This window comes from Congregibacter sp., assembly GCF_965660375.1.
Classification (GTDB): Bacteria; Pseudomonadota; Gammaproteobacteria; order Pseudomonadales; family Halieaceae; genus Congregibacter.
The window spans coordinates 1-11,039 of the sequence record NZ_CBFHZO010000055.1 but is presented as its reverse complement, the minus strand read 5'-3'; the positions used below and the strand labels follow the sequence as shown (position 1 = coordinate 11,039).

Here is an 11,039-nt window from a genome sequence, read left to right as displayed (position 1 = left end):
ACCATGCCTTGAGGGCCGCCAAACCCTCGGAACGCCGTGTTGGAAACGGTGTGGGTTTTGACCCGGTGTCCCGCGACGGCAACGTCGGGAATAAAGTAGGCGTTGTCACTGTGGAACATCGCCCGGTCCACAATGGCATCCGAGAGGTCCGGCGACATGCCGCAGCCACCGGCGAGCATAAGATCCAGCGCCTGAACCTGACCATGATCGTCAAAACCCACGTCATAGCGACTCAGGAAGTGATGCCGTTTTCCCGTGGCCCGCATGTCATCGGCCCGGGCTAAACGCAGCTTCACCGCGCGACCCGTGCGCCGGGCTAATATCGCGGCCAGGCAGGCCCATTGATTGGCATGGGTTTCCTTGCCGCCAAAAGCGCCCCCCATGCGGCGCGTATCTACGGTCACCTGATGAAAATCTACCCCAAGAACCTCCGCCACGAGCTTCTGCCCTTCGGTGGGGTTTTGCGTGGAGGAATACACCAGCATGCCGCCGTCTTCTTCGGGAATGCATAGCGACGCCTGTCCTTCAAGGTACATCTGCTCCTGACCGCCGATCTGCAGTTCGCCCTGCATGCGATTGTCGGCCTTGCCCAGCCCTCGCTGAGCATCTCCCCGGCGCTGAAAGTGAGCAGGCCGCACGAAGCTTTGGGCCTCCAATCCCTCTTCAATAGTCAAGCAGGCGGGCAGGGGAGAGTACTCAATCCTGGCTAGCTGTGCTGCTTTGCGTGCCGCGGCGTAACTGGTCGCCGCAACGGCAAACAGGACCTGGCCGTGAAACTCCACGGTGTCGCCCACACCCACCATCAGCGGGTCTCCGGGAAAGACGGGGCCGATGTCGGTGATCCCGGGAATGTCATCGCGGGTAATGACGTCCACAACGCCGGGCGCATTCTTTACCGCAGCGAGAGACATATCGGATACGAGGCCGTGGGCAATGGTTGATAGCCCGACATAGGCATGGAGAGTCCCCGTGGGTGCCATCATGTCGTCAATGTAGATGGCCTCGCCGGACACGTGCTTTGCTGCGCTTTCGTGAGCGATGCCCTGACCGGCGGAGCCCTTGGGCCCGCTTTGCTGAGTGCTTGTCGTTGCGTGGTCATCAGTCATGGATGGCTAGCTCGCCGCTGTGCATTTCTACCGCATGCACGCGGGTATCTGTGTCTCCCCGGAACTCTTCTTGCAACCGAGAAAGAAGTCTTGTGGTCACGGCCAGTCGGTACTCTGCGGACGCGCGGGCATCGGAAATCGGCTGGAAATCTTCTGTAATCGCAGCGACTGCCGTATCGAGGTGGTCCACTCGGAGGTTTATTCCCTCCAGTGCTTTCTCTAGGGTGAACGCGCGCTTGGGTGTCGCGGCCATCCCCCCGAACGCGGCCCTGGCGCCGATAATTTGATCGCCCTTCATCTCGAGCGCAAAGACTGCACATACTGAGGAGATATCGTCTTCAAAACGCTTGCTGATCTTGTAGGCGCGGAGAAATAGCTTGGGGTTGCGCCTCGGGAGCAGGACCTCAGCGATAAACTCACCCGCTTGCTGCGCCGTTTTGCGGTAGTCCAGAAAGAAATCATCCAGCGCGATGGACCGCCGTCCGGCTTCCGACAGCAATTCGATGCTGCCCCCCAACGCCAGCAATACCGGTGGCCAGTCGCCGATGGGCGAGGCGTTGGCAATGTTCCCCGCGATGGTGCCCTGAGAGCGTATCTGCAGAGAACCAAAGCGTTGAATCAACTCGTGAAGCTCCGGGTAGTCAGCGAGCACCACGTCCTCGGAAGCTCGATGCGTGACCGCAGCGCCCATGCGGATGTGCCGGGGGTCCACAGTAATTCCATGAAGTTCGGGCACTGCGATGACGTCGATGAGCACCGGCAACTCACGGAGTGCCTGGGTGCTTTCAAGAAAGAGGTCCGTACCCCCGGCGATAACGCGTGCCTCCGGGTGTTCCGTCAACAGTCGCGCTACGTGATTTGCATCCTTGGGGCGATAGTAGTGGCCGTGGGGCAATTCCAGCGCTTCAATTTCACTTTCGGTATCTAAAAGAGCGCGCAGCTGATCCAGGGTGGCCTGCGCCCGGCGGGAGAATTGATCATCACTGGCCCCGGCAAGGGCCTGCTCAGCAGCGTCGATGATGGGGCGGTAACCGGTACAACGGCAAAGGTTGCCGCCCAGCGCCTCGAGAATCTCTTCACGGTCACCGGTCTCCGTTGAATGGTACAGGGCGAACAGCGACATGATAAAACCGGGCGTGCAGAAACCGCACTGAGAGCCGTGGTTCTCAATCATGGCCTGCTGGACGGGGTGATAGCGGTCGCCATCTTTCAGGTCTTCGACGGTGATGAGCTGGGTACCGTGGAGACTTCCCAGCGGTGCGATACAGGCGTTGACCGGAACATATTCAAGACCATCATCACCGGCTTTAGCGACCACAACGGTACATGCGCCACAGTCGCCCGATGCGCAGCCTTCTTTTGTACCCGTCAGACCGCGGTGCTCGCGAAGGTAATCAAGAATGCTGGTATTGGCGGGGAGCTGCCCAAGGGCGATCTCCCGCTGCTGATGTAAAAATCGAATCACTGAGTCTTGCCTTCGTTCTGTTTTCCGTCGCTGAGCATGCCACGGCTGATAATAAAATCGATCACCGCCTGGAGACCTTCCTCACTCTTTAGATTGGTAAATTCAAAGGGACGCTCGCCGCGCATGGTGCGGGCATCACGGTCCATGACATCCAAATCCGCTCCCACCAGGGGAGCGAGATCGATCTTGTTAATGATCAGAAGGTCGGATTTGGTAATGCCCGGGCCTCCTTTACGGGGAATTTTGTCCCCGGCCGATACATCAATCACGTAGAGAGTGAGATCGGAAAGTTCCGGGCTGAAGGTGGCCGCAAGGTTGTCACCACCGCTCTCGATAAACAGCACGTCCAGATCGGTAAAGCGACCCTGCAACTCGTCCACTGCGGCGAGATTCATGGAGGCATCTTCACGTATTGCGGTATGCGGACAGCCGCCTGTCTCTACGCCCAGTATGCGCTCGCCCTCGAGGGCATCGTGACGCAGGAGAAACTCGGCATCTTCACGGGTATAAATGTCGTTGGTGATGACGCCGATACTGAAACGCTCCCGAAGGTGCTGGCACAGGAGACGTACCAACGCCGTTTTGCCCGAACCAACGGGGCCGCCAATACCAACGCGAAGCGCAGGTTTACTCATTCTTACATCCTCTTCTGTCTACGAAAGTGCTTGTGAAAGTCTTCGCGAAATTCATCAATGGATTGCTCAGCGCAGTTTTCATGATCTGAATAAACGGGTGTGTTGTCGCTCATGGCGACAGGAGGCCATGGCCAGCCCGGGCAGACTTAAACCGATGTCATTGTCCTCTACCGTCATCGCATGGGCGCAGGCCTTGGGAATCTTCGTCAGTAGATCCAATAGCAGTATTTGTGCTGCACTCTGCCCCAGGGGAACCAGCTTGGTGGCCGCCGTGATCTGATTCTCCAACCAGCTGTAAGCAAAGCCTTGCAAAGCGCTGTCACGGTCAATGTGCCAGTGGTGGCAGGCGACGACAAAGGCAACCGCATAAGCGGGGCGCTGGTTCAGTTCGGGCAACGCGGGCGTGCCCAGAGTGCCAAGTAGTCGCCAGAGCGCGGCACCGATTTGCTGATCTTCCAAAAGGAGCTCTGCCGTCTCCCGGCTGGCCAATAGTCGGTCATTCCAGTGGCTGAGTGCAGCGCTATCGCCGCTGTGCAGAGCGGCCTGCACTCGCAGTAGTACGGGAAGGTCGAGTTGGGCAACACCCAGATTAAGACCGTCCTCGAACCATCTCGCCAGTTCCTCGCCCTCCAGCCAGCCGGCCTCGATGGCGTACTCCAATCCTTGGGAGTAGGCATAGGCTCCGATGGGGAGCGCCGGACTCGACAGATGCAGCAAATGCAGCTGAGGGTGCAGTTGAGAGCGCAGCTGGGTCGAGGCTGGCGAATGTGCTTGCGAGTTCGTCATGGGCTTAGGGAGCGTTAGCGAATTAGCGCTTAGCTGTGGGAGTGGGTGTGTGAATGGTCGTGAGAGTGGGTGACTCCGGCATAAGCACCAGACTCTGGCGTGAAGGCATCGTCCACCGCACGCACTTCCAGCCCCAGTCCTCGGAGCATTTCCTCCAGCACATGATCCCGGGGAAAGCGCAATGCGTTGGGTAAAATCTGCAGGCTTACATGGCGATTGCCCAGGTGATAGGCCGCCCGCAACAGCAGATGTCTGTCATTGGTGTATGCCTCGGTGAGAGATTCCGTCGCCGCACGTATCAAGATAATTTCCTCGTTGTTACAGACCAGGGCATCCCCATCATCGAGCACAATGCCCCGGGGCAGGAACCAGCCTAACTCCTGGCCTCGTTCGGTCGTCGTCCGATAGCGGGATTTTTCCCGCTCGGAAAACACAAGGTGTACCTCATCCTGCCAGGTACCGTCGAAAGCGGTGGCATGGTGGTAAGCCTCTAGCATCATTTCATCCATAAACCAGACCCCTAAAAAAGAAAATAGCGCTGCGCCATGGGCAGCACCGTTGCAGGTTCACAGGTCAGCAATTCACCGTCGGCACGTACTTCGTAGGTTTGGGGATCCACTTCCATATGCGGTTGGTAGTCGTTGAGGCGCATATCCGCCTTGGTGACGCTGCGACAGTCTTTTACCGCTACCAGTCGTCGATCCAGCCCCAGGGACTCGCCGATGTTTGCGTCCAGGGATGCCGCACTGACAAAGCTGACGCTGGTGGCACGGCTTGCCTTACCAAAGGCGCCAAACATCGGGCGGTAATGCACCGGCTGGGGCGTGGGGATAGACGCGTTGGGGTCGCCCATGGGCGCTGCGGCGATGGTCCCCCCTTTGATAATGAGCGCGGGTTTTACCCCAAAAAAAGCCGGCTTCCACAGGCATAAATCGGCGAGCTTGCCGACTTCTACCGAACCCACCTCGTGGGCAATGCCGTGGGCGATGGCGGGATTGATGGTGTATTTGGCGATGTAACGCATGGCGCGGAAGTTGTCAGCGGCGCCAGATCCGAGCGCACCGCGCTGGGACTTCATCTTGCTTGCGGTCTGCCAGGTTCTGCAGATCACTTCACCAACCCGTCCCATGGCCTGGGAGTCCGAGGAAATAATCGAGAAGGCACCCAGATCGTGGAGTATGTCCTCGGCCGCGATGGTCTCCTTGCGGATGCGCGAATCGGCAAACGCCACGTCTTCAGGAATAGAAGGATCCAGATGGTGGCAGACCATCAGCATATCGAGGTGTTCGTCGACAGTATTGATCGTGTAGGGGCGCGTGGGATTGGTGGAGGAGGGGAGCACGTTAGGCAAACCACAGGCTTTGATAATGTCCGGTGCATGGCCGCCGCCGGCCCCTTCAGTGTGGTAGGTGTGAATCGTCCTGCCCTTGAAGGCCGCGATGGTGTCCTCTACAAAACCTGATTCGTTGAGTGTGTCTGTGTGAATCGCCACCTGCACATCAAAGCGCTCTGCAACGCTCAGGCAATTGTCGATGGAGGCCGGTGTGGTGCCCCAATCCTCGTGGAGCTTTAAGCCCAGGGCGCCGGCGCGGAGCTGTTCTTCCAGGGCGATGGGCAGGCTTGCGTTGCCTTTACCCAAAAACCCGAGATTCATGGGGAAGGATTCTGCGCTCTGAAGCATCTTGCCAATGTGCCAGGGACCAGGTGTGCAAGTTGTTGCATTAGTGCCCGTCGCGGGTCCCGTGCCGCCACCAATCATGGTGGTGACGCCACTCATGAGCGCTTCCTCGATCTGTTGGGGGCAGATAAAGTGAATATGGGCGTCGATTCCGCCGGCAGTGAGTATCTGTCCCTCGCCGGCAATAATCTCGGTGCCCGGACCAATGGGGAAATCAACCCCGGGCTGCACGTCGGGGTTGCCGGCCTTGCCGATGCCGCTGATGCGCCCTTCGGTGATCGCTACATCGGCTTTAACAACACCCCAGTAGTCGAGGATCAGTGCGTTGGTAATGACTGTATCCGGGGATTCCGCGCAGCTGACCTGGGACTGCCCCATACCGTCACGGATGACCTTGCCGCCACCAAATTTCACTTCCTCGCCATAGATCGTGTGGTCTTTTTCCACTTCGATGAACAGCTCGGAATCTGCCAGACGGACCTTGTCACCAACCGTGGGTCCGAACATGCTTGCGTATTCACTGCGACTGATCTTGCGCATCAGAGATCTCCCATCACGTCGCCGCGAAAACCGTAAACTTTGCGATTGCCTGCGAGCGCCACCAACTCCACATCACGCTTCTGCCCGGGCTCAAAGCGCACGGCGGTGCCCGCCGCGATATTGAGCCTGAACCCCCGGGCGAGGTCGCGATCAAACAGCAGCGCGGGGTTGCCCTCGGCGAAATGATAATGGGATCCGATCTGTATGGGTCGATCGCCGCTATTCACTACGCTGATGCTCTGACACTCGCGGCCTTCGTTGAGATCAATCTCGCCGCTGGCGGTGATCATTTCACCGGGAATCACGAAGCACCTCCCGCTATGGGGTCGTGCACGGTCACAAGCTTGGTGCCGTCAGGGAAGGTGGCTTCGACCTGCACTTCCTTGACCATCTCGGCAACGCCATCCATCACCTCATCGCGCGTCAAAATGGTGCGTCCAAAGCTCATCAGCTCCGCAACGGTTCGCCCATCTCGAGCGCCTTCAAGAATGGCGGCACTGATTAACGCCTGCGCCTCGGGATAGTTGAGCTTTACACCCCTGTCTCGCCGACGCTCAGCGAGCAGCGCTGCGGTAAAGAGCAGCAGTTTATCTTTTTCTCTCGGGCTAAGGTCCATCCTGATTCCTTACGCTATATGCCGTTGGCGTGAGCATAGGCATCGACTCTTTGCTCGGCAAGTACTGCCAAAGCATCATGTATGCCAGATCCGGGGCACAGCCGGGGTTATTCCCCGGGTGTCCTCTGATGCCGCCTGCCAAAGGCGGGCAAAACCCTGGCGACAGTGCTGCGCGTCATCCCCCAGGTAGCGAGCAATAAGTAATTCTCCCCGCTGTGTGACAGTGAACTCACCCTGGTTGGGTTCAGGGTTTACCGCCTCAAGCCAGGCTTCCTGGCAGGGGATCGAGGGAATATCCGTGAGCACCATGATGCCGACGGTGCTTTGTCCCTGCATGCCCATGGGGGATTGGCTTACGCGGTCGCCGGCGCTACAGCCCAGGCGCTCAATGAGAAGGGGCGTGCCGTCGCGAAAAATTTCTAGTCCTTGCCGAAGTTGACCTCGGGTAAATTGCTCGCCGCAGGCGGGTCTGCCAAGGACCACCACGTCCCAAAAGACGAGGCGAGACTGTGATTTCAACTCGATACGGGTATCGAGCTCAGCGTTGACGCCGTTAAACAGGATGGTTTCCTGAGGTAACCACTCCAGACCGGCGTCATCGATCACCAGATTTACGGTCTGGCGCTGCACTTCCCTGTGCTCTTCTACGGTGTAGAACCGGCCCGCCGCAGGCGTCGTGACCAGGGCTTCACCACTCTTTACGGCGATATTGATCTGCAGCTCATCGCCCAGCACCACCCCACCGGGAGGATGAAGGAGATAACAGTGGGCCTTACTACCAGGCTCCGGGTAGAAGAGTCGCTGCACCCGCAGCGGGCCTTCGTGGGAGCAGAGGTCAAAGCGCGTCAGGCCGGCACTTTCACTAAAAGAAAGGTCCAGGCGGGCGCGCCACTGGCGGAGCGGCTTGCTAGACTCCGTGCGGGGTTCGAGGGTTTCTAAACGCATGATGTCTACCATACCGCATTGCCTGGATATGTGGCGCAACTTAGCGCTGATTCTTGGTCTGAGCATCGCCTCGCCGCTTACGCTGGCACAGAGCCCGGGCGAGGGCAGCGACGCGCTTACAGCGCCCATCGCCAGTCGTAACCTGTCGCCTCTCTACGCCAATCTCGGTGTTCCGGTGATGAGCACTGCGAACCCCGTAAAGGAAGGGGAGTGGGCACTGGACTGGACGCTTCATTGGGCCAGTCATTCAGTGCTGGAGCAACAACCGGGTGAGCGATTAACGCTCGATGGTGAGACTCAGCGCCAGGACTTTCGTTTTCAGCGAGGCCTCGGACGGGGACTATCTTTGTCCCTGAACGTGCCTTATATCAGTCACAGTGGCGGTCAGCTCGACGCACTCATCGATGGCTGGCATGCGTTTTGGGGCATGCCGGATGGCCCCCGCGCGGAGCAGCCTGAGGACAGACTACGCTTTGCCTACACGGGTTCTCCGGGATTTGATGTGGGGTCTGCGCGCTCGGGCATCGGGGACCTGGAACTCGCCGCCAGCCTTCAGGTCTCATCGGGCGAACACTGGGGGCTGGGGGTATTTGCACAGTACAAATTTGACACCGGCGAACAGGACGATTTTACCGGCAGCGGGGACACGGGGGCCTCACTGGGGGCGCGGTGGTCGCGACAGCGCTGTGTCTTTGCCGATTTGAACTGCCATTTACAGGTCGGCGTGAGCGAGGTAGGCAGTAGTGCCTTTGATCCGGGTGCAGATTCGCTCACACCATTTTTAGGTTTTAGTCTTGCCTGGCTGCTGCACCCGTCGCTGTCGATACTGGCGCAAATTGATACCCACGATGTGATTTATGACGCTGCAGTTCTAAGAGAAAACGGGCCGCCCGTGTGGGGAACGCTGGGTCTTCGGTGGCAGCCTGCGCAGCGTTGGCTCATTGATGCGCAGTTTGTAGAAGATCTCGCTGTGGGAAGCGCGCCGGACGTGAGTTTCAGGTTTTCCCTTGCTCATGGTTTTTGAAATTACCAACGATTAAAATTAATCGGCATTAGCTACTAATAAGGATAAGAGCGATGAGCTTTAGTATTGAACCCTCGGGGCAGGCCTGTGGGGCCCGCGTCACCGGCCTTGATTTATCGCAAAATCTCGATGCAGATATAGTGCAGAAGCTCCGCAGCGCGTGGCTTGAGCATCACGTGCTGGCCTTCCCTGACCAGATGATTACCGACGATGATCTGGAGCGTTTCTCGCAATACTTCGGACCCTTTGGAGAGGATCCTTTTATCGCACCCATTCCGGGCCGTGAGCACGTCATCGCTGTAGAGCGTCGGGCGCAGGAAACAGCGCCTATTTTTGCCGAGGCCTGGCACAGTGACTGGAGCTTTCAGGCGACGCCGCCCATCGGCACTTGTCTGCATGGCGTCACGATCCCCCCAACCGGCGGCGACACGCTGTTCGCCAACCAACACAGGGCTCTGGATATGCTGCCCGGCGAACTTCGTCAACGGATAGAGGGGTGCGTAGCCATGCACTCCGCGAAGGCCGGCTACGCTCCGGACGGCATGTACGGCGAAGCCGACGCCGCGAGTGACCGGAGCATGGACATCCGTCCTTCGCCCGATGCAAAGGCGGTACAGACACACCCCCTGATACGCCGGCATAGTGAAACGGGTCGGGCGTCACTCTACAGTTGTCTGGGTTACATCGTCGGAATCGAAGGCATGTCCGATGAAGAAGCGGTGGAACTGTTAATGGAACTCTATGCCTGGCAAACCCATGAAGAAAACATCTACACCCACGAGTGGGAAGAGGGCATGCTGATCATGTGGGACAACCGCTGTCTGCTGCACCGGGCAACGGGAGGTTACGACGGTTACGATCGACTGTTGCACAGAACGACGATTGGCGCCGGTGCTTAGACCCAGCGGCGCATTTTAAAAATCAGGGTCAGGCCCACGCCCACGACGCCGCACAGTAAAACAACAATCCAGAACGCGTCGTCGTTGTCGACACCGGGCATGCCGCCGACGTTGATACCCATGAGCCCCGTGAGAAACCCCAGAGGCAAAAAAATCACGGCAGCCACAGTAAATAAATAGCTCCGAGCGTTCATTTGCTCGGCGATACGGCTGCTGAGCTCTTCCTGCGCCAGCATGGCCCGGTCCCGGACTTCATCCATATCTTCAATATGGCGGATAAGACGGTCGTTCACCTCCCGCAGCCTCAGGCGGTTGAGATCATCGAGCCAGGTGAGGTTCTCGGCGCCAAGACGGTTCATGGCCTCTCTCTGGGGCGACAGGTAGCGACGCACAGAAATAATTTGCTTTCTCAGCGTGGCGAGCTCTATGCGTATGCCCGATGTTTCTCCGCCGAGGAGGCGCTCCTCGATGGTCATAACGCGGTCTTCGAATTCTTCGATAGTGCCGGTCATGTGCTCGGTAATGCGTTCTGTCCAAATGACCAGAAGCTCTACGGCATTTTTTGGTCCGTTGCCGGAGTCCAATTCTTCCAATACATCATTCGTCGATAGCAGGTTGCGGCGACGGGTGCTGATCATGCGGGTGCCGTCGGTCCAGATGCGCAGAGACACCATGTCGTCCGGGTCTTCCCCGGGATTCATGTTGATACCCCGGAGTGTGAGCAGCAGGTTGTCGCCGCGATTCAGGGTACGGGGGCGCGTCTCGATATTCGTCAGCGCGCTGAACGCGATGTCGTTGAGGCCGCTTTCGTCCTTTAGCCACTGTTGGGCGCCGTCGTCCTCAAAGTTAAAGTGGAGCCATAAACAGCCCTTGTCGGGCGTCCAGCCTGCCACCTTGTGCCAATCGTAGACCTTGGATCCGCCGGTACCATCAAGGATAAGCGAATGAACCAGACCCTGCGGTGCTGCTGTATCACGCAATTGCGGCTCCGGCGTTGATTCGCTGCTCATGGTCACTCCGCAATAGGAAAACGTCAGTCGATAATGCAGGGCGTGCCCGGCCCGCGCAAGCACCCGAGAAAAGCCTTGTATCTAGAGGGTATCTCGCTCCATGTCGGTGATGAGCACAAGTGCCTCCCCCCGGTCCTCACCACAGACATCCTCCTGAGCACGAAACTGCTCACACACAGCTGGGTACTCGGCGCTTCCCCAGATACGACAAAGATAGGTGGATGTGTCCAGGTTGATGCACGGTGTGTTCGCCGGTTTGCCAGCCGGCATTCCGGGCAGCGGACTGCTTATGGATGGCGCGATACAGCAAGCCCCGCAGCCTTTGCGGCAATTCA

General features: G+C 58.4%; 13 protein-coding genes. 2 read left to right on the top strand and 11 right to left on the bottom strand.

Annotated elements, in window-relative coordinates; translation table 11 throughout:
- From ACTG3T_RS04865 to ACTG3T_RS04825, 9 genes are all read right to left on the bottom strand, one after another.
- The coding region (locus tag ACTG3T_RS04865) for a molybdopterin cofactor-binding domain-containing protein (RefSeq protein WP_439101139.1) at positions 1-1,106 on the bottom strand (1,106 nt) is incomplete at its 3' end.
- The gene (xdhA, locus tag ACTG3T_RS04860) at positions 1,099-2,571 is read right to left on the bottom strand and encodes a xanthine dehydrogenase small subunit (protein ID WP_439101138.1); all 1,473 of its coding nucleotides are present in this window, start codon (positions 2,569-2,571) and stop codon (positions 1,099-1,101) included. The genes xdhA and ACTG3T_RS04865, both read right to left, overlap by 8 nt.
- Positions 2,568-3,206 carry an urease accessory protein UreG gene (ureG, locus tag ACTG3T_RS04855; RefSeq protein ID WP_439101137.1) on the bottom strand — a complete coding sequence of 213 codons (639 nt, stop codon included), beginning with the start codon at positions 3,204-3,206 and terminating at the stop codon, positions 2,568-2,570. The genes xdhA and ureG overlap by 4 nt, the downstream gene beginning before the upstream one ends.
- Before the next feature lie 78 nt (positions 3,207-3,284).
- Positions 3,285-3,953, bottom strand: coding sequence for an urease accessory protein UreF (locus ACTG3T_RS04850; RefSeq protein WP_439101140.1), 669 nt, complete (start codon positions 3,951-3,953; stop codon positions 3,285-3,287).
- Positions 3,954-4,021: 68 nt separating this feature from the next.
- Positions 4,022-4,501 (bottom strand): urease accessory protein UreE, encoded by a 480-nt coding sequence (gene ureE / locus ACTG3T_RS04845; protein ID WP_439101136.1) that lies wholly within the window; start codon positions 4,499-4,501, stop codon positions 4,022-4,024.
- Positions 4,502-4,512: 11 nt separating this feature from the next.
- Positions 4,513-6,210: an urease subunit alpha gene (gene ureC / locus ACTG3T_RS04840; RefSeq protein WP_439101135.1), complete on the bottom strand. Its 1,698-nt coding sequence runs from the start codon at positions 6,208-6,210 to the stop codon at positions 4,513-4,515.
- Positions 6,210-6,515, bottom strand: coding sequence for an urease subunit beta (locus tag ACTG3T_RS04835; RefSeq protein WP_439101134.1), 306 nt, complete (start codon positions 6,513-6,515; stop codon positions 6,210-6,212). The genes ureC and ACTG3T_RS04835 overlap by 1 nt, the downstream gene beginning before the upstream one ends.
- Positions 6,512-6,826: an urease subunit gamma gene (gene ureA, locus ACTG3T_RS04830; RefSeq protein ID WP_439101133.1), complete on the bottom strand. Its 315-nt coding sequence runs from the start codon at positions 6,824-6,826 to the stop codon at positions 6,512-6,514. Before ureA ends, ACTG3T_RS04835 begins: the two co-directional genes overlap by 4 nt.
- 75 nt (positions 6,827-6,901) lie before the next feature.
- Positions 6,902-7,783: an urease accessory protein UreD gene (locus ACTG3T_RS04825; protein ID WP_439101132.1), complete on the bottom strand. Its 882-nt coding sequence runs from the start codon at positions 7,781-7,783 to the stop codon at positions 6,902-6,904.
- On the opposite strand from ACTG3T_RS04825, the gene ACTG3T_RS04820 reads away from it, so the two are divergent.
- Together ACTG3T_RS04820 and ACTG3T_RS04815 are read left to right on the top strand one after the other, a co-directional pair.
- Positions 7,770-8,795, top strand: a complete 1,026-nt coding sequence (locus ACTG3T_RS04820; protein ID WP_439101131.1) for a DUF3187 family protein — start codon at positions 7,770-7,772, stop codon at positions 8,793-8,795. The genes ACTG3T_RS04825 and ACTG3T_RS04820 overlap by 14 nt on opposite strands.
- 53 nt (positions 8,796-8,848) lie before the next feature.
- A complete protein-coding gene (locus tag ACTG3T_RS04815) occupies positions 8,849-9,694 on the top strand; it encodes a TauD/TfdA dioxygenase family protein (RefSeq protein ID WP_439101130.1) in 846 nt (281 codons plus the stop codon).
- Here ACTG3T_RS04815 and ACTG3T_RS04810 read toward each other — a convergent pair.
- Positions 9,691-10,704: a zinc transporter ZntB gene (locus ACTG3T_RS04810; protein ID WP_439101129.1), complete on the bottom strand. Its 1,014-nt coding sequence runs from the start codon at positions 10,702-10,704 to the stop codon at positions 9,691-9,693. The genes ACTG3T_RS04815 and ACTG3T_RS04810 overlap by 4 nt on opposite strands.
- Before the next feature lie 81 nt (positions 10,705-10,785).
- The coding region (locus ACTG3T_RS04805; RefSeq protein ID WP_439101128.1) for a YkgJ family cysteine cluster protein at positions 10,786-11,039 on the bottom strand (254 nt) is incomplete at its 5' end.